Consider the following 20,683-nt stretch of genomic DNA (forward strand, 5'->3'; position numbering starts at 1 on the left):
ATGTCCTGCATGGATTCCTGCAAATCTATGGACTCCTGTAAATCTATGTCCTGCATGGATTCCTGCAAATCTATGGACTCCTGTAAATCCATGTCTTACATGGATTCCTGCAAATCTATGGACTCTTGTAAGTCTATGGATTGTATGCAATCTATGAAGTGCATGAACTGCGCGAAATCAATGAGTTGTATGAACTGCATGGCCAGATAAACTATCGGATATAGGTAAGGAGGTTAATAAACCCGTAGATGTTGTATCAAAATCAATCTACGGGCTTATTTTCCTTAAAGGGATTACGGCAATACCAGTCTTGACAATGTTGCCTGATTTACCTGTTTTTTTGCATATTCTTCCTTAAGTATTTTATAAATCTTTTCGTGTTCAATATACGAGCAACCTTCACTATAGTCACATTTTTCGCAGCACCAACACGAAAAATATCCAAATACATCGAAAAATTGTTCCACGCTACCAAATTCGTCAATAACCCCTTGAACCATAGGAACAGGATAGAACTTACTTAGAAGAGTAACAATATCTCCTCCCTCCATCCCATCGGCACGGGCTCCAAAATAGTCTCGTATACACTTGTAAAAATTATACAACCCCCGCTCAAACACGCCCGACTGCATATGCCTTGAAAAATCTAAGAACCGCTCAAGAGCATAATAAGCATTAACAAAATCACCTTTCCAATAATGAAGTGCACTCAAAAACAAGTCTATTTTCACGTAATACCAGGGAAGTGATTTTTTGATTGTCAGGTTCAATATATTAGCAATTGAACTTCCCTTATGATAAGGAATACTACAAAAAAACTGGATAATCTCATCAGCCTCTGCCTGAGTTAATTCTGGCAAATTCCTAATATACTCTTTCGTTTTGTTGTATTTCGCGTATTCATCTATAGGTTTTATATCAAAAAACTGTTCAATTTCACTCATGCCAGGGACTATGATATGAAAACTGGGAAAACCTAAAAAAGAGTTATCACGGACAAATATTTGATGACCGCTTCCCTTGATTAGACTGAATAAATATTCAAGCAACTGTTTATTGCTATCTGCTTCGATAGCAGGAAATTCGGTAAAATCATAACTATAATTTGCTGTAAAAAATCGTGTTGGATAATATCCCGAGCCATTTACTAAAATACCAAGTACGTTTTCGTGATCTTCATTCACCGGACTCCTGTAGAAAAACTCTTTTGTACCCATCATATCTCGAACTTCCTGCCCCTGTAATAGTTCTGTCAGAGTTCTTTCCGCCGCAATGTCGAATATCGGATGAGATCCAAACTTAACAAAATAACTTTGATCATCTTTATTGAGAAAAATTACCGCTACTACGGGGAATCCTTGCCCGAGGGAACAGTCTTTCATGATTACTTCAAAGTTTCCACTTTTTTCGATTTCCTGAATCATTCGATAAATGCTGGGATGTTGTTTTAAAAATTCTAACGGGATGTCTGGTGGAGTAATTTCTTCAACCAGTATACGCATATTGACGTAACGTTCTAACACTTCAGATAGCCCCTGGACCAGAGCCTCTTCTGTTGTATTACCAGCGCACATTCCATTCGACATATACATTTTGGAAACCATCTTTATCGGTATGTGGGATATACGGCCACTATTCATATTTAGATACGGCAACGCAATAAAGTCGGCCGGAATCTTCTCATAAGAAACTTGCTGCCACTTTTGGAGTAATTCCTGAATATCAGTGTCCCTAGGTGTTTTATTAAATTGAATACTAGGCCACTCCTCATTGCTATTAAGAAAATCTTCCATACTAACGAGCTGCTCATCCGGAGCGTAGAAAAAACCCTGATACCCGAGGGCATCTTCTCTTAAATCATAATTAAGACGAAAAAACGCCTGATTTTGAAGTCTTTCCATAAGTTCTGCGTAAGCACTTGCTAAAGCATATTCATGTGTGGTCCCCTTTCCGTTGGTAGCAAGGTTAGTGTTCCTAATCGTAACAGTGACAGAGTAAAACCCATCTGCGGAGTTCTTCCAGCCAGTTTCAACTGCAAGAATGTTTAAATCCGTCAATATATTTCGTATCTTAGTTATCGTTTTCAACGGTAAATCGTCCTTGTATTTACAAGTACTAAAAGTCATACATTTATCACCTCATCTTTTCACACTTCAATTTAAATATATTCTCGATTGAGTCACGTGGTTCCAGTTTAGATTTGCTATTGATACTAATGCTATATTCCTTTAAGTTTCAGACACACAAAAAACACTGTTTCTTCACCGAAGCAGTGTTTTTTAAGCTATATTTTTATGTAACTATTTTTTACATTGTTCAACTAAATCACTCGCAAACATGCCAAAGGAAACAGAAGTAACAGAACCTGTCATATGAACACGCCAATTGTCATCGATATGTATCTGAATAATTCCGCCCGGCATGTGAACGGTAATATCGTTATCGACCAAGTTAAGTTTATAAGCGATACTAGCCGCAGCACAACTACTTGATCCAGAAGCTAACGTATATCCTGCACCACGTTCCCATATTTCAAATACTCTACATTTACCATGCCACCGAGGATGTGCAATCGGAACTTTTTTGTCGTTATATATTTAGCGTCAAACAGGTATCTTGAGAAAATCCGCACACCATTCCCGCTTTTTTCCGCTTCACTTCCATCCGGGTTAAAAATTTTAACATGGATCTCTTGGTTCTCATCAAAAATCGGTCCAAATAAGATTCCGTCAGAACCAACACCAAAATTGCGGTGACAAATCTTCCGGATGTTGTTTTCCGTAAGGATAATCTTATATTTTTGCGGGTCAATCACAATATAATCATCCTAAAGCATGGTATTTATAAAAGTTAAAATTCATTTCTATCTCCCTATAACTAATAAACTTACTACAAAAATATTATATCACAAACTATTGAATAACATATCCAATAGTCCGCCTACGAAATATACAACATTCTATCTTAAAATTACCCGTTTTTCCTTTTACAAGATGAATGACGATCTGTCCACATGAAGCTATTCCACATCTTAAAGCTTAAATTTTCTTACCACCTGACTTAATTCTTCTGACATCTTGGCAAGCAGTTGGCTTGATGCAGAAATTTGCTCCATGGTTGCTGACTGCTCCTCTGTCGCTGCCGACACTGTCTGCGACTGAGCAACCGTCTCTTTGCTAATTGCATCGACATCCTGAACCGATTTGACAATTTGCTGACTGCCGCCTGCCATTTGCTGGATGGCTGCCGATATTGACCTGATTTGGGTAGTTACTTCATTAAATAAATTATAGATTTCCTCAAAGGTTTGTCCTACGCTTTTTACCACATCACTACCCAGCCGGACTTCCGCAGTACCTTCATTCATTGCTGTAACAGCATTATCGGTATCATTTTGAATTTCGGTTATTAAAGCAGCGATCTGTTTTGCAGCCTCCTGCGATTGTTCAGCAAGTCTACGAACTTCTTCAGCCACAACGGCAAATCCCCGTCCTTGTTCGCCTGCCCGGGCGGCTTCAATGGCCGCATTTAAGGCCAGTAGATTTGTCTGTCCGGCAATGCCTGAAATTGTGTCTACAATCTGACCAATCTCTTTAGATCTATCGCCCAATTTTATTACGACCGAAGCGGACCTGGTAACCGTATTCTGAATATGATCCATTTGACGTATTGCCTTTTCTACTGTTTTACCGCCTTCTTGAGCCGCATCCGACGATTTTACCGAAGCATCTGCTACCGTATTGGTATTGTTGGCAATTTGCTGAATGCTTTCCGACATCTGCTGCATAGCTATAGCGGTACTTTCAAAGGCCTGCGTTTGCTTTTGCGCTCCGCCGGCAACTTCACCGATGATTTCCGCCACCTGGTTAGATGCCTTCGAAGATTGCTCAGCACTTGCCGCCAGATCTTCTGAAGATGAAGTTACTTGATCAGAAGCCTTACTGACTTGTTTTATGAGTTCGCGTAAATTTTTCGTCATTTTTTCAAATGCAAGCCCTAGACGTCCTATCTCATCGTTGGTGACAATCCCCAGATTAGTCAGTGAAATATCACCATCAGCTATCCGGGTAGCAGCCTTCTCCAACTTTTGAATTGGAGCGGCCAAACGCCGTGCATACCACCAGCTAAGCAGTGCTGTTATAAACAAAAGTATTATAATCGTAATTAACGATACTGTTGTCAGCGTTGAAACAACAGCCGATACTTCAGCCACCGGCACGGCAATCGCCAAAGACCAGTTTACTCCCGGTACCGGTGCAAAGGAATAATACTTCTCCGTCCCCTGATATTGATAAATAGCTGTTCCGATTTCCCCCCTCAACATACGCTCAGTTACTTGTTTCTGTGAGATATCGGCATTTTCGTCTTTCAACGGGTTATACTTCATCGCCTGTTTCTCATCCGGATGAATAATTCTTAGACCGTCTCCCTGGACAATAAACGCATACCCAGTTTGCCCCATCTTAATGTCCAATACGCGCTTAGCCAGGCCATCCATATCAATAGCCCCTGATATGACACCAACCACTTTTCCATCAGCCTTGACCGGGACCGCTATTACGGTGGATAAACGGCCATTTGTTCTGGACATTAACGGATCGGACACCCAAGCTTCACCACCGACCGCCTTCTTAAAGTATTCCCGATCGGACAAATTACTCTGTTTTCCTGCTGAATTAATAACATCGCCATTCAAGTTACTATAGCCAATAGAGATATACGCGCTGTTTACGCTAACCGCATTGGCCAAAAAAGGAACAATTTCCGCAACATTACCATTTTTTACTATTGGGGCATTTGAAATCATGTAAAGTTCTGCTTTACGTGTCTCCAACCAGGCACTCACATCTTTGGCAGACATTTGCGCTTTTTCCATCATGTCATTGCTGACATTCGTGGTAATAATTGTCCGAGCTTTCCAATAGTTTAATCCACCCAGTATACTAAGAGCAACAAGAGATATAACGAACGTGACAATTGTCATTTTAGCCTGAATACTTTTCATCTTCTTCACCTACTTTGCAATATATTTTGGCTGTTCACCGCGAAGTACGTTCAACACACCCTTGGCAACCATTAATGCCATAACTGCCATACTTTCATCAGTAAGCCCGGCCATATGAGGTGTAACAACAATATTCCCCAATGAATACAAAGGGTTGTCTTTCATCGGTGGTTCCTGTTCAAATACATCAATGGCCGCTCCTGCAATCCACTTCTCATCAAGCGCTTTAAATAACGCCTTTTCATCAACAATAGAGCCCCGCGCTGTGTTAATGAGAAAAGCAGTGGGTTTCATCTTCTGTAGCTGCTCTGCACTAATCATATGATAGGTCTCTTGGGTTGCCGGCACATGCAGACTGACAAAATCAGCCTTTGTCAATACCTCATTTATGTCATTCACAAACTGTATTCCACCAGAGCCTTCTAAATAGCTTTTTTTCTTCCGGACATAGGCAAGCACCTTCATCCCCAAACCGGCTTGACACATAACTGCCACCTTGCGTCCAATATCGCCGAAGCCAATAATACCCACTGTCTTGCCTGCTAATTCCATCGTCTTAATAGCGTCTCTATTCTGAAAACTGTTTTGGTATTTTAATGCCTCATGTGCGGTAATAAACTGCTTTGCCAAAGTAATTAAAAATCCTATCGTATGTTCTGCTACAGAAACCGCATTGCTTCCCGGAGAATATACAATCGGGATTCCTCTCACTGCAGCCGCCTGGATATCCACATTATCATAACCGACACCGGCCCGGCCAATCACCTCCAGCTTGGGAGCAGCGTTAATAATATCTGCCGTTAGCGGCGATAATCTTAGGATAATCCCGTGAACATCGGCAACTTCCTTTTTTAGTTGTTCCGGATTAGCAGCTTTAGCCCAAACCAGATCAACTTCCTTATTCAAAAGGTCAATACCCGCCTGATGAATAGGGTGAACAAGTAGCACTTTTTTTCGCAAAAGGCATACTCCTTTCAATGCTGTTAATTTGAGGCCAATATACTCTTAGTATTTTTGCAGCGCTAAGATTAAAGCGGATGTCATTCCTATCAGCGACATTCCTACCAGTAAATATAAGGCACCAGCAAAACCGCCTGTCAGACCGATAAAAAAGCCAATCATTACAGGCCCCAGCGACGCGAAGAAAAAGCTCAATCCGTTCATAGTGCCTGTCCCTAACGAAATAGCCCGGTCAGGCAGCAATTCCTGCAACATAGTAAAAACCATGGGAGCACCAAGTGTCAGCACGCCCATGCCGAAACAAATCAGCGCTGCTGCCGAATAATTATCGACAACTTTACCCGTAAAATAAATGCCGATAGCCGACCCAAGTGTGGCTATTACACAAAACGGCGCACGCCTGCCGACGTAATCTGAGGCTACTCCAGCTATCACCTTACATATGATTGAAAGGATAAACGGTAATGAAGCTAAAAATCCCATCTCTTTCCATGAAAAACCCCTTGCTGTTTTCAAATAAGTAGGAAGCCAGGTTAATAGTCCCCAATAGACAAAATTATGTGCCGCATAATAAATGACCAGCAGCCAAAACCGGTAGTTGCCGGCAACAGTTTTAATATTTTCGCCCACCGATGCATGGACGGCAGTATTCTTTACGCCACCATCTTCTGTTAGACCTGCTTCAATATATTGCAGTTCTAAGGCATTAACCTTTTTATGCTGCCGAGGCGTATCAGCGGTGTGAAACCATATCAAATAGAGGGGAAGCAGTCCTACGACCGCACATATGAAAAAACTACTGCGCCAGCCCATATGACTAACAATCCAGACAAAAACAGGCATTGCCAGCGCAGGCGCCAATGATGTTCCGATAAACCAGCAGGCATTGGCTCTCGCCCGTTCTTGCCGAGGAAACCACTTTTTTACAAACGTGCTTTGCATGGGAAAATGCATTCCTTCGCCAAGCCCCAAGACAAAACGGGAAATTAGCATCATGGTAAAAAATTGAGCAATTCCCCCCCAAAACATGGAAAATCCCCATAAGACCATCGCGATACACATCGTTTTACGCGGCCCTATATAATCTCCCAACGAACTTAATGTCAGATTACCCAGCCCATACGCGATAAGAAAACCGGTCATCAACATCCCGATTTGCACAGGCTGCCCCTTAATTCCCATGTCGGAAAGAAATTCATTATCTACAACTAACACTGAGATATTTACCCGGTCAAAATACGCAACCATCACTGTAAAAAGCAAAATGGCGGCTAACACTAGGCGTTGCTTAGTTTTTACACTCTCCTGGGCAACCGGTTGCATTGGCGTATTTTGCATTTAGTCACTCATCTCCTATATACTTTTGTTACTGACCATTATGTTTTTAATATAACCGCTCATCTATAGGGAAAACTTTAAGGTTATAATCAACAAAGTTACAGGGGAGGACTCCTAATAAAACAAATTCAAGAAATCAGGCAGAGATCCCTCCGCCTGATTCTTTACCTTAAAAACTTATTCCCCCAAATTACTATTTAATTAGCCCAACCATCTGCCAATAGGGAATACTGATCAGACAGGCAAGAATTGATAATCCCGCATATGCAATAGAAATTGGAATTACCTGTCTATGCGTACACATTTCCCCACCTACGGCATAATATGAGCAAAGGAACATCGAGTTTGTGTAAGGCAGAAAAAAGACGCCGGAATACGTATAAGTAATAAATACGATAATCCACGGATGCATGCCATAATTCAACATCAGTGGTGCAAGAATCAGAATAAAGAGAGCTGAAGCCGCTGTAAGTGAAACAAATATAAAGCGAAGAATAAACATGAGTAGGCCAACACAGATTACAAATAAATAGGGGTTACCCAGCAGTGCGGCAATACTCGGCTCGAGAACATGTCCAATCCACTTGTCAAGCTTCAGAACCTGAATAATGCCTGCCATGTTAATAATACTGCCTACATAAACGAGTGCAGCCCAATCAATTTTTTTGCGGAAGTCTTCGCGGTCTATTACCTTGAGCGCCAGCAATATACACATGGCGACAACGCCAACTTCGCCGCCACTAATCTTGTGAATGCTTTCAGTGATCCACAAAACCAGCGTTCCTAATAGAACAATAGTTGTAATAATTTCATCCCGCACCATTGGGCCAAGTTTTGCTAATTCCTCAGCCGCAAAATTTGATGACATCGGCTTTGCGCCGCCAGGCTTATATTTCATTATGATAAATAAACCAATACCACTTAAGACTACTACACCCCACGGTATTGCATAGAGGAACCAGGTAGTCCATGTTATATCCGCCTGACTTTGTTGAGGAATCATTGCTAATAGTACATAGTTGGAAACAGAAGCACTCATAAAAACAAGGCCTGTAAGACAAAAAGCAATAAACATGGCGCCAAACAAACCAGCCGCACCAGTACTATTATCTTTATAGCCAAGTGCTTTACTGACTGCATGCACAATCGGAGCTGCCAAAGCACCTTTTGCATTCATGCTGGGAATAAGCGGGGATATAATGGTTCCAGCCGCCAGAAAACCCAACACTTGTCCCTTAAAGGAAGTTGAAAATAGCTTAAGTACAAAAAGCGATATACGGCGCAACAGCCCGCATTTTGCTGCAGCAACACCTAGAGCAAAGGCACTGATAATCATCCACCAGGTGCCACTGGCAAAAGTGGCAAATGCCTGCGGAAACTTGACGGATTTTGTTATAACCCACAGTATACACATCAACATACCGATAATGTATTCAGGAACAATATCCACAACCCAGCAACCGACTGCCCAAATAATAACACCAAGACCTCTCATGGCTGGCACGGTTAAGCCTGCAGGCGGTTCATGCAGTCCGACATAAAGACCGGCAATCACCGATAAGATTGCCCCAATGATCCGAATGTACCTTAGCATCGTATACCTCCTAGTTTTTTTAATTCTCCACAAATTCATTTGCTGTTTCCTGCCCTCGCAAAACCCGCAATACACCTAAAGCCAGCGCTTCCATCTCGTTTTCGCCAGGCATTATTTCAACAGGCGCAATGAAACTCACTCTCTCCGTAATCCATTCTGTCATCATTTTAGAGTGGGCTACCGCGCCGGTAAGAATAATAACATCCACTTTACCATTGACAACAGTGGCAAGCTCGCCAATTCCTTTAGCAACCTGATAGGCCATCCCGTAATAGACAAGTTTTGCATATTCATCGCCGTTTTTGATCTTTTCCTCTACCGCCAAAGCACTATTCGTACCTAAATAAGCCACCAAACCGCCTTCACCTTTTACCCTTCTGGTTGCAGACCAGCGGTTATGCTTACCGGAAAAACATAAATCAATCAGTTTCCGGCATTGAACCCTTCCTGCCCGTTCCGGGGAATACGGACCCTCATCATCGGCAATCAAATCAATCAGTCTTCCTTTGTTAATAATGGAAGATGTCACGCCGCCACCCATGTGGGTTACAATGATGTTAAGTTCTTCTACGTTCTTATACATTTTTTCAGCAACTTTTAAAGCTACCGCCCTCATATTGAGTACATGGCAGCGTGATACGCGAGGAAGTTCGGGAAGACCTGATAATCTGGCGACATCCATCAATTCATCGACAGCAACCGCATCATAAATATAGGCAGGTATATGTAACCCGTTACCAATATCATAGGCAAGCAAAGCTCCCAGATTGGAGGCATGGTCAGAATAATTGCGGTGGACGAGTTGGTCGACCATCACCGGGTTAACCCGGTAGGCTCCCTTCTTTACAGGCGGAAGACCGCCGCCGCCCCGCCCTGACACAGCCGCGAGCTGTGCCAGCGAGAAGTTCATGACTTTGAGACAATCTAAAATTGCCTGCTTTCTCAGGGGAAGCTGATCGGCAACTACCTTGTATTTTGACAGTTCCTCCAGATCATGATCAATTGTCTTCCGGAATAATTCTTGCTCATTTTCATAAACGGCAATCTTCGTGGAGGTGGACCCAGGATTAATTGTTAGGATTTTATACTCTTTTTCTACCATAATAATCCCCTTTATGCTCAATATACGCTAGGAAGCAGAGGCTGCTAAGACCAGTGGCAAATACTTGTCTTCGGCCGCCGCGGCTCGTGAGGACAATACAATGGGAACCTTTGCCCCGATAACAATTCCGGCCCGATTGGCTTCCGCAGAATAAACCAGTGCTTTAACCAAGATATTGCCTGCCGCGATATTCGGCACAAGCAACAGATCGACGTCGCCGGGAACAGGGCTGTTAAATCTTTTAATGTCGGCCGCCTCTTTACTAAGAGTCAAGTCGTAGGAAATAGGACCTTCAATAATGCACCCGGAAATAGTTCCCTCGCTATTCATCTTTTTTAATTCTGCGGCATCAACGGTTTCCGGCATTTTGGGGTTAACATGCTCATTTGCTGCCAATACGGCTACCTTAGGAGTATCGAATCCCATCCGTGTCATCGTCCGCACTGCATTCTCCAAAATCGCTTTCTTTTGCTCAAAATTCGGATAAATATTCAACGCGACATCTGTTATGCCAATAAGTTTATGATAATTCGGAATCTTAACGAAACAAATATGGGATATTAAGCTGCCGGTACGAAAACCGCATTCTTTATTAAACAAAATCTTCATCAAGGTAGGCGTCTCAATTAAGCCCTTCATCAGAAACTGAGCCTGTCCTTCATTCACCAGTTGCGCCGCAGTATAAGCTGCAGCCGCCGCATTGTCGGCATGAACAATCGTATAATCAGATGGACGCTCGTCCATTTTTGACAATTGCTCTGTTATCTTTTGTCTATCACCAACTAACAGGGCTTTAACAAAACCGTTTTTGGTCGAATGGCTGATAGCTTCCAATGTATGACTGTCTTCAGCCGCAACGACGGCAACTGTTTTTATTGCATGATTCTTAGAACGCACCTGATCAATCAGTTGATCAAAATTATTAAAAATCATATTCTCTCTCCTCTGGCCAAATCTAACCATCATCATATCCGGCAAAACCGGACATGATGATGAGTGAGATATGTTTACGATTACTTCTTTACAAAAGTAATGGCAAAATCGGGGCAGCGATAATCACACATATTACAGGCTACACATGCATCCGGATTGGCTACATACGGATTACCCAACAAATCTTTTTCAAACACATCTTTAGGGCAAAATTTGACGCATAAACCACAACTTTTACACCATTCCCGCTTTATCTGTGGAATGAACTGCTCTTTTGACACCTCTCAACACTCCTCTCTAATTACGCCGCTTGCTATTCCTGCTGACCCGCACATTCATAGCCTCTTAATAATGCCTTAATGTTGGTTTCTTTCGTACGTGCAGGTACTCTGGCGGCTACAATTTTCTCCAGCATAGCGATCGGAGCAATTCCGGTTATCTTGGCCAACGCGCCTACCGCAATAACATTGGCAACAATCGCTGTTTTGAATTCTTCAATAGCAATTTGGGTTATCGGCAGTCTATAAATTTTTGCGTTGACCTCAGGGACAGTCTCAACTAAGGTACTATCAACAAGAATGGTTCCGCCTGCTTTCACAGTGGCGGCAAATTTGTCGCAGGACTGTTGAGTCATTACTAATAATACATCGGGATTATGCACTTCCGGAAAATCAATATCTTTGTCACTGATGATCACTTCTGAACGACTTGCCCCGCCACGTGCCTCTGTCCCATACGACTGGGAATGCACTGCGTTTTTTCCTGCCATAATGGCTGCTTCACCTAATAAAACGCCAGCTAAAATCAGGCCTTGTCCGCCGGAACCACTAAGTCGCAACTCCAGCTGTTCTTTGGCTTCCGCTTTTTCGTCCGGTGTAACCTCTAAGAAGTGAAAATCATTTTTATTTTTCCCTTTGACCTCATTGATCAACTTCTCTACTTTTTCAACATATTCGGCTTTTTCAACCTGCTTCAAAACGCCAATGATCTTTTTGTCTGACAATTCTTCCGCGGTCATTGTTTTTGCCTTTTCCACAGAGATACACGAATCGCGTAACCATTCATACATCTGGGTAACTTCGCGGAAGTTATTTTTGCGTCCATAAGCAGTCGGACAAACATCCAAGCATTCAATTACGCTAAAGCCTTTGTGAGTAATACCTTTAGCAATTACTTCACTTAATTGGTTTACATGATAAACCGATCCCCTGGCAACATACGTAGCACCGGCAGCGGCAGCAAGACCGCAAATGTCAACATCTGACTCCAAGTTACCAAACGGAGTTGTCGTCGAATATTTATTAGTAGGTGTTGCCGGCGAAACTTGTCCCCCTGTCATGCCATAGATCCAGTTATTCATGACAATAACGGTCATGTTAATGTTACGTCTGGCCGCATGAATAAAATGATTACCGCCAATCGCCGTACAATCGCCATCCCCTGTAAACACGATAACATGCTTATCCGGCCGTTGAACTTTCAAACCTGTTGCAAAAGCAATTGCCCGTCCATGGGTTGTTTGAACACAGTTAAAGTCACCATAGGCCGGAGTTCTGGCCGAGCACCCAATGCCGGAAACGGCAATAATATCATTCTTATCTAAATTCAAGCCGGCTATAGCCCTTATGGCCGATTTAAGAATTACTCCATGACCACAGCCGGGACACCATATTGTAGGAAAATCTGTTGTTCTGAGGTAGTCGTTGATTTGCGGCTTATTTTCCATTGAGAGCCACCTCCGTGATTTTGTTTAGAATCTTTTCCGGATGGATAAGGGCGCCGCCGATTTCAGATACCGAATATACTTTAGCCCGAGCGTCTCCATCACAAATTATTCTTGATACTTCACCATTGTACTGACCCAGATTCATTTCCGTAACAATAATGCTATGCGCCTTTTTTGTAGCCGCTAAAAGTTCTTTATCCGGAGATGGCCACAAGGTAATCGGTCTGAATACCCCCGCCTTTATTCCCTTTTTGCGAGCCTCAGTAACAGCCGCCTTAGCAGACCTTGCTACACAACCATAAGCAACAATGACGATCTCGGCATCTTCCGTCATAAAATTTTCACATTTTACAATATCATCACGATTTTTTGTAATTTTTTCATGCAGCCTGGTTACCAGTTGAGTTGCTACTTTAGGATCTTGTAATACCGGCGAACCATTTTCATTATGAATAAGCCCTGAAATAAAATAGCGGTAGCCTTCACCAAAATTAGCCATGGGAGGCACACCGTCAGCATCTGCTTTATACGGTGCATATTGTTCCGGCGGTACTGTTGGCTTTTTACGGTTAATAATTTTTATCTCGTCCTGAGAAGGCAGCTCTGTTCTTTCCCGCAAATGGGCAATTGCGGCATCTGTCAGCAAAATTACCGGCGTCCGGTATTTCTCGGAATAGTTAACTGCCTCAATCGTTAAATCAAAAGTCTCACGTACTGAGGAAGGCGAAAGTACAATAATTGGATGATCACCATGTGTTCCCCAGCGTGCCTGCATCACATCTCCTTGGGCTGGTAAAGTTGGCAAGCCTGTTGAAGGGCCACCCCTTTGCACAGCAACAACGACACAGGGTATCTCAGCCAAAGCTGCATATCCGAGGTTTTCCTGAACGAGCGTAAAACCCGGGCCGCTTGTCGCCGTCATACTTTTCGCACCACCCAGCGATGCACCGACAATTGCACCCATCATGGCCAGTTCGTCTTCTGTTTGAATATACTTACCGCCGGCTTGCGGCAATTTCGAAGCCAGTATTTCAGCAATCTCAGTTGCCGGCGTAATTGGATAGCCGGCATAAAAACTTACGCCAGCAGCGATGGCTCCGGCAGCGACTGCCTCGTTACCCATTAGTAACGCAACTTTTTTCTTTTCTCCCACCTATAAGACCCCTTCCATTTCATTTTTTTGTCATCATATCAGGCTTTGGTTTAGTTATTTTTATTACCCTGGAATTGTGGAAAATTGCTAAAACACTTTATCTTAAATATGACATCATATCCATGTATCTGCCCTTTAGCACCCCCATATTAACTTCAGTTATAACTGAACTAATCAAATCCCCTATTGTTTGATGTAAATGATCGAACAATATTTAAATTCGGAATTTTTTACAAACACAACGATAGTGAACTTTCAGTCTCTAATCCACCTATTATGTTTATATCTCTGATATATGCAAATACCATGCCAAGGCGTAGATCCTTTTCTATCCGCTTATAAAATCACAATGCATTGACGTAGCAACGTCATGCATTTACTCGTTAATACGGCATTTTTCTACTACCACAAACATTTACCCGGCATCAAATTCATCTAAAATTATCTTTCCATAAGCCATTAAAAGAAAAAAATACATCCTCTCATTTGAATAAAAAAACATCCTGCATATAACCTGTTTATAACCAGGTTGTATGCAGGATAATTAATTATCTTACCGAATGTTATTCATACTAACCCCTTACTCCAAGGAGGAAAAAGTTATGAAGCAAATTCTTACCACCGTCTCCTATAATGAAAAAGCAAGAAAAGAGATTCACGAACAATTAACCCCTTTAATCGGCGACTACTTCGAAATTAAAAGTTATTGCTATCAAGATTATATCCGCACAAAGCATGCCGAGGACAACCTTATATTAATAACAGCACCTGTTGTAAAAGATTTAATTGCAAATAATTTGGATAATAACTGTAAATATTTTGTCGCCAAACGCACCATAAACCCCCAAGCCATTGGCCTTCTTTTCGATATTCCCAAGGGCACGGAAGTTCTGATAGTAAATAATTTATACGAAAATACGCTAGAAGTAATTACAGAATTGGAGACAATCGGCATTAACCATCTTACATATTTCCCCTATATTCCCGGTAAGCCGCTTGAGCGGGAATACCAGTATGCTATTACTCCTGATGAAGCGCACCTTGTCCCGCCCGGCATTCCTAATATTGTTAACATAGGTACACGGTTAATTAGTTTAATGACAATCGCTCAGGTGCTCTTTTACTGTAGAAACGGTACACTAGTAGATGATTATTTATACGAACGATATGTTCGGGACCTTGTTAATTTATCCATGAAACTATCTAATCAAATCAAGCAAAACGCAATGCTCCAACAACAAATGAAGCTGGTCTTGTCCAACTTCGAAGATGGCATCATTGTTACCGAGACCAACCAAAAGATTACCTTTCACAATACCGTGGCCGCATCTATTTTAAACGAAAAACAGCTGATAGGCAGATATCTTAATGAAGTCCACGTAAATATAAATCAGGGTGAATATTCGGATGCCGCCTTTATCAATATTGACGATAAGGTAATCCATGCTGAAAACAAACATTTAACTGTAGATAATCAAAAAACGATTCATCTAATTACGTTAAAAGATTTAAGCAACATAAAAAAAATTGACGAACAATACAAACGTCACGCCAAGTACAGAGGATATACCGCAAAATTTACTTTTGATGATATTATTCATAAAAGCTCAACTATGGCTAAAACTATCGCCTTGGCCAAACGTTTTGCAGAAAAAGACTACACCATTTTAATAACCGGCGAAAGCGGTACAGGCAAAGAACTTTTCGCCCAATCGATTCACAATGCTTCAGCCAGAAGCAAATTTCCCTTTATCGCCATTAACTGTGCTGCCCTGTCAGAATCACTTTTAGAAAGCGAATTATTCGGATATGAAGAAGGGGCTTTTACCGGAGCCCGCAAAGGCGGTAAACGGGGATTATTTGAATTAGCCGATAGCGGAACTATTTTTCTAGATGAACTCGGCGATGCTCCGCTATCAATACAAATAAAAATGCTGCGCGTACTGCAAGAAAGAGAGATCATGCGAATATCCGGCAACAAAATTATTCCGGTAGATGTTCGCATCATCGCAGCAACCAATAAAAACCTTCCCGGCTTAGTAGAACAGGGTCTATTCCGACAGGATCTATACTACCGTTTGAATGTGCTTTCTTTGTCTGTACCGCCCTTGCGCGAGCGCAAAGATGACATTGAACTATTACTAAAACATTTCCTTAGCAAAAATAACGGACCAAAACCAGTCATTCCAAAAGAACTGATTGACATGTTATGCACTTATTCCTGGCCGGGAAACATCCGTCAGCTTCAAAACATTGCCGAATATATTACAATTGCTCATGATACCGGCAATAATCTAACAGAAGATATTAGACGCCTTATTGGCAGTTCGGAAAACAAGCCCGTACACCCTGTCCCGCAAAAGGCAACTCAAACCTTATTATTTAGAGATCCTAAAATAAGGGACGAGCTCTTGGAAGTACTCCAGCTTCTGCTGGAAGCCAAAAACAAACATCTGCTCATCGGGCGCTATAATCTCCAGAAACTCCTCAACGCCAGAGGCAGGTCCCTCACCCTCCAACAGGTGAAATCACGTCTTGACACTCTTAGAAATTCCAACTTAATTACCACGCTAAACGGCAAAGGATCTGTATTAACAGAAAAAGGCGAGCACTACATTCTTTCCCAAAAGCTGTAACAGTTGGCACTATTAACCTCCGTATCAGATTTTCACCGGCAAACATCCATCTGGGCACACGAAAAAAACTGCCGACAGTACCTGCCGGCAGTTCTCATATACCTATGATTCCGCTGTCTCTTGCCAAAGCCAAACACGTTCTTTATCAACAATTAAATGACCTGACAAATATGCATTGCTTTAAATTTACCGCCACTTGATTTCGCGGCCTTGTTCAATTGAATCAGGCAAACCGGACAACCGGTAACTACAACATCAGCACCTGTTTGTTCAATGTTTCGCTGCTTGTTTGCCAAAATCCGGGTAGAAACCTCCGGGTAGTCCATATGAAAGGAACCCGCACCACCGCAACAAGTGTCCGCCGCTTTCATATCGACAAAATTTCCCGCCGCCTGCAGCAACTGCCGCGGCTGTTTTTTTATACCCTGACCACGCACCAAATGGCACGGATCATGATAGGTCAGGGTTGCTGTTAATTTTTGTCTTGGAGAATAACCAACCCCAACCAAGTACTCTGTTATGTCAATCACCTTGCGGCTAAAAGCCGCCGCCCGGCTTTGCCAGTGCGGATCATCAGCAAAATATTCGACCATATGCTTCAGGGTACTGCCACAGCTTGCACAATCAGTTACAACAATATCCGCTTCCGCATAGAGCTCGATATTTTTTTTCGCAAGTTCCAAAAATTCATTACGCAGCCCATGGGCCAAATGGGGCAAACCGCAACAAACATTTTCCATTACCAGGGGTGTTGTTATCCCTTCCAGAATCTTTAAAGTATCTTTTACCACCTCCGGAAAAATCATTTTCATGGTACAGCCTTTAAAATAGGCCACTTGCATTTCCTTGGAAATCTTCAGTTTTGAGGGTTCAGCCGCCTGACCAAAAACTCTCGGTCCGGCAAAGGCTGCGAGAAACTGTTCACGCGTATATTGATCAGGCAACATCCCATTAGGGACGATACCGCCAAGTCCCAATCCCCGTAAAACTTTCATCGCGCCTGTTGCCAAGCTTACCATACCCCGGCTTTTTAACATATTCCCCATGGTTTTATATTTCAAACCCGGGCCGCCATTCTGCTGCATAAGATATTCCCGAACATCAATTACCGTATCGTCTGTTCTAACCTTATTGGGACAATTAGCGGAACAGGCGCCGCAAAGAAGGCAGAAGTCAACTGCCCGCAATACTTCTTCAGTCGGCTCAACACCACCCTGATCAAGACCTCTGGCAAGCATACTTTTGCCCCGGGGACTTACCTTTTCAACATCATCGATCGCATATAGCGGACAAACCGTCAGACAAGTACCGCACCGCTGACATTGGCTTACTTTCCTGCCAGCTTGCTCTAACAGCTTAGCATCATTGCTCTTTTTCATATAAAGCCCCTCCCTTTTCACGCTACCAGATCTTATCGGGATTCAAGATACCCTTCGGATCAAGAGCTTGCTTAACGGCTTTATGTGCTTTTATACCGGCTTCGCCCAAGGCATCTACAATATACGGTTTCTTGCTTACACCAATCCCGTGTTCGCCGGATAGTGTCCCGCCGACAGCAAGTGCCGCTTCGAATACTCCGTCAACCATCTGCTCCACCCGTTTCATTTGCTCTTTATCATTAAAATCGCAGAGTATGATCGGATGCAAATTACCGTCGCCGGCATGTCCATAAACAGCAAGCGGCAAATTGTACTTTTCCGAAAGTTTTCTTATCCGCCGTACAACTTCAGGAAACGCATCTCTGGGTACCGAAATATCCTCGCCAACTCTGTCAGGTGCAAGCGCCGCCACAGCCTGACTCAGTTCCCGGCGAATAGACCATAAATCTTGCGTTTCAGCTTCATTTTTTGCCACCCGCAAACTCAGTGCACCGCAACTTTTAGCCACACGGTCAATACGGTTAATTTGCGCATTGACTGCATCTACGTCTTCACCGTCGACCTCTATGACAACACATGACCCTATCTGTTCATCAAATGTAATTTTCCGTTTAAGAGCCACGGCGTCCAGGCTGGCCTTGTCCATAATTTCAGCGGCCGCAGGCACAATATTCTCTTGCAGCATTTTATGAATGGTGGCACAGCCATCGTCCAGGGACTTAAACATAATTTGCAGCGAGCCGCGCTGCTTCGGCATCGGGATCAATCTAAACAATATTTTAGTAATAATACCAAGCGTACCTTCCGAACCGGTAAACAAACTCGTAAGATCATAACCAGTTACATTTTTTATAGCCTTACCGCCTGTATTCAATATCGTTCCATCTGACATGACCACTTCAAGCCCCATGACATAATCGCCGGTGACGCCGTATTTAACAGCCCGCATGCCACCCGCATTTTCGGCCACATTGCCGCCGATAGTAGACATTTTCCAACCGGCCGGATCCGGCGGGAAAAATAAACCTTTGGCAGCGCAATGATTATAGAGGTCTATCGTGCGAACTCCCGTCTCAGCCGTTACCATCATATTTCGTTCATCAAGTTCAACAATTTTATTTAAGCGCTCAAGCGACAGCACAATGCCGCCTTTAAGCGGTACACTCCCGCCTGTTTTACCTGTTGCCGTCCCCCGGGCCGTAACCGGAATAACATGTTCAAAAGCCACAGCCATAACTTTGGACACCTCTTCCGTAGTCGCCGGGCGCACAACAACATCCGGTTTAAAGGCCGGCACAACCGCCATAGAGGAAGAATCGTAGGAATAAGAAAATCGATCAACTTCTGATTCAAGCACATGTTCTGCCCCCACAGCAACCTGAAGTTTTCGCCGAACTTCGTTACTTATCATCAAAATATCCCCCTTCTTTTATCCCAGACTTCAGGATTAACTAATAATCGCGATTTTTCTCCCCGCAGCACGTCAAGCACACCTGCCGCTACAGCTTCTGCCATAGAGTCCATGCTCTCATATGTCAGCGTTCCAATATGGGGTGCAGCAATTAAGTTTGGAGCATCCAATAATGGATTGTTTTTAGGTGTAGGTTCTGTATCAAATACATCGAGAGCCGCTCCCGCAATAACACCAGCTTTAAGCGCTTCACACAGGGCTGCCTCATCGATGATCGGGCCGCGGGCACAATTAATTAAAAAAGCCGAGGGTTTCATCAACCGCAATGTTTCCCGGTTGACTAAACCCTGAACCTTTTTACTCAATGAGCAATTCAGCGAAACAAAGTCACTTTCCTTAAAGATGGTATAAACATCATCAACTTTTGTCACTCCTATTTCTCTTAAGTCCTTTTCTATTGCAGACGGACTATAACCTATCACTTTCATATCAAAGCCGGCAATGCAAATTCTGGCTAATTTCTTACCAATTCTGCCCATTCCAATAATACCAACTGTCTTACCGCCTAAATCATGTCCCATGAGCTGATGACGTTTGCTATAATCACGCTCTACTCTTTGCGCATAATCTGCTTTGATTAACAAACGGGTAGATGCCAGCATCAAACCAACTACCAGTTCGGCCACTGATCGCGTATTAGCCCCCGGGGTATGAACCACACAAACCCCGTGATCCGTAGCACAACGCAAATCCACATTATCATAACCGGCACTATGACAGCCAATCACCCGCAACCGCTTGCCCCTCTCAATAATTTCCCGATTAATTTTTGTCGTCCGGGTTATAACGGCATCAAAATCACGAATCATTGCCGCTACAGTTGCTTCACTTCTGTCTGGTGCAGTAACAACCTCTGCTTCTTCCGTAAGCATTGTTAGCCCCTTAGGCCTAATATTCTCTATAACAAGAATTCTTTTAATCATTAACTGAGGTTAAACCCACATGTAAGCAGGCCCCTTTTTTCACCTCCGTACTTTTTCTGAATAAGCCTAATATTATGTCACTTCTTTTCAAGAAACGGTTCTTTTCCTTCTACACCTCCGTACTTATACACTCTTATGCAAGATTGCCTACCTCTTGCCGAATGTCTCATTAATCTTAAGGATACTTTTTATAATACATTGCAACTTTCATGCCAATATTTGAAATTTTTTAAAAAATAAAACTTCCCCGCCACATAAGCACCGCAATCCTCAAAGCACAATAATACCAAGTAATATCAAAAATTGATAGCCCCAAAACATTCTTGGAAGTTTTTACAATTATACGTAACCTAGATAGAACCAGATTGTAACCAGGTTAAAATATTATTAATTTAACGCACTGCCCAGAATGTAGACAAACCCCGCTATTAAGTTATGAAACAAATAGCGGGGTTTCGTTTAT

Annotated in this window: 16 protein-coding genes; 1 reads left to right on the forward strand and 15 read right to left on the reverse strand. The window is 42.8% G+C overall.

Annotation, left to right across the window (positions count from 1 at the left end; all coding sequences use genetic code 11):
- Positions 1–293 precede the first annotated feature (293 nt).
- From BLR65_RS24625 to BLR65_RS24675, 12 genes are all read right to left on the reverse strand, one after another.
- Entirely contained in the window at positions 294–2,126 is a 1,833-nt protein-coding gene (locus tag BLR65_RS24625) for a YcaO-like family protein (RefSeq protein WP_093796824.1), read from the reverse strand.
- 174 nt (positions 2,127–2,300) lie between these two features.
- Complete coding sequence (locus tag BLR65_RS30600) at positions 2,301–2,597, reverse strand: hypothetical protein (protein WP_211285299.1); 297 nt, start codon at positions 2,595–2,597, stop codon at positions 2,301–2,303.
- Positions 2,501–2,815 (reverse strand): hypothetical protein, encoded by a 315-nt coding sequence (locus BLR65_RS30605; protein WP_211285296.1) that lies wholly within the window; start codon positions 2,813–2,815, stop codon positions 2,501–2,503. Before BLR65_RS30605 ends, BLR65_RS30600 begins: the two co-directional genes overlap by 97 nt.
- Before the next feature lie 216 nt (positions 2,816–3,031).
- Positions 3,032–5,005 (reverse strand): methyl-accepting chemotaxis protein, encoded by a 1,974-nt coding sequence (locus BLR65_RS24635; protein WP_093796826.1) that lies wholly within the window; start codon positions 5,003–5,005, stop codon positions 3,032–3,034.
- A gap of 9 nt (positions 5,006–5,014) precedes the next feature.
- Entirely contained in the window at positions 5,015–5,965 is a 951-nt protein-coding gene (locus BLR65_RS24640) for a hydroxyacid dehydrogenase (RefSeq protein ID WP_169717091.1), read from the reverse strand.
- A 45-nt stretch (positions 5,966–6,010) separates the two neighbouring features.
- Positions 6,011–7,303, reverse strand: coding sequence for an MFS transporter (locus tag BLR65_RS24645; protein ID WP_245693027.1), 1,293 nt, complete (start codon positions 7,301–7,303; stop codon positions 6,011–6,013).
- Between the two features lie 193 nt (positions 7,304–7,496).
- Positions 7,497–8,897, reverse strand: a complete 1,401-nt coding sequence (locus BLR65_RS24650) for an SLC13 family permease (protein WP_169717090.1) — start codon at positions 8,895–8,897, stop codon at positions 7,497–7,499.
- A gap of 19 nt (positions 8,898–8,916) precedes the next feature.
- Positions 8,917–9,999 (reverse strand): butyrate kinase, encoded by a 1,083-nt coding sequence (gene buk / locus BLR65_RS24655; protein WP_093796832.1) that lies wholly within the window; start codon positions 9,997–9,999, stop codon positions 8,917–8,919.
- Positions 10,000–10,026: 27 nt separating this feature from the next.
- Positions 10,027–10,932: a bifunctional enoyl-CoA hydratase/phosphate acetyltransferase gene (locus BLR65_RS24660; RefSeq protein ID WP_093796834.1), complete on the reverse strand. Its 906-nt coding sequence runs from the start codon at positions 10,930–10,932 to the stop codon at positions 10,027–10,029.
- An 80-nt stretch (positions 10,933–11,012) separates the two neighbouring features.
- Entirely contained in the window at positions 11,013–11,213 is a 201-nt protein-coding gene (locus BLR65_RS24665; protein ID WP_093796836.1) for a 4Fe-4S dicluster domain-containing protein, read from the reverse strand.
- A 32-nt stretch (positions 11,214–11,245) separates the two neighbouring features.
- A complete protein-coding gene (locus BLR65_RS31650; RefSeq protein ID WP_093796838.1) occupies positions 11,246–12,658 on the reverse strand; it encodes a 2-oxoacid:acceptor oxidoreductase family protein in 1,413 nt (470 codons plus the stop codon).
- A complete protein-coding gene (locus BLR65_RS24675; protein WP_093796840.1) occupies positions 12,648–13,811 on the reverse strand; it encodes a 2-oxoacid:acceptor oxidoreductase subunit alpha in 1,164 nt (387 codons plus the stop codon). Before BLR65_RS24675 ends, BLR65_RS31650 begins: the two co-directional genes overlap by 11 nt.
- Before the next feature lie 602 nt (positions 13,812–14,413).
- On the opposite strand from BLR65_RS24675, the gene BLR65_RS24680 reads away from it, so the two are divergent.
- Positions 14,414–16,447, forward strand: coding sequence for a sigma-54 interaction domain-containing protein (locus tag BLR65_RS24680; RefSeq protein ID WP_169717089.1), 2,034 nt, complete (start codon positions 14,414–14,416; stop codon positions 16,445–16,447).
- A 152-nt stretch (positions 16,448–16,599) separates the two neighbouring features.
- Here BLR65_RS24680 and BLR65_RS24685 read toward each other — a convergent pair whose 3' ends face one another.
- Genes BLR65_RS24685 through BLR65_RS24695 form a run of 3 tightly spaced genes read right to left on the reverse strand, consistent with a single transcriptional unit; the run spans position 16,600 to position 20,220 of the window.
- Positions 16,600–17,826, reverse strand: coding sequence for a (Fe-S)-binding protein (locus BLR65_RS24685; RefSeq protein WP_093796844.1), 1,227 nt, complete (start codon positions 17,824–17,826; stop codon positions 16,600–16,602).
- Positions 17,827–17,848: 22 nt separating this feature from the next.
- A complete protein-coding gene (locus BLR65_RS24690) occupies positions 17,849–19,237 on the reverse strand; it encodes an FAD-binding oxidoreductase (RefSeq protein WP_093796846.1) in 1,389 nt (462 codons plus the stop codon).
- Positions 19,237–20,220, reverse strand: a complete 984-nt coding sequence (locus BLR65_RS24695) for a hydroxyacid dehydrogenase (protein ID WP_093796848.1) — start codon at positions 20,218–20,220, stop codon at positions 19,237–19,239. Before BLR65_RS24695 ends, BLR65_RS24690 begins: the two co-directional genes overlap by 1 nt.
- Positions 20,221–20,683: the final 463 nt, after the last annotated feature.

The organism is Sporomusa acidovorans (genome assembly GCF_900101845.1).
Taxonomy (GTDB): domain Bacteria; phylum Bacillota; class Negativicutes; order Sporomusales; family Sporomusaceae; genus Sporomusa; species Sporomusa acidovorans.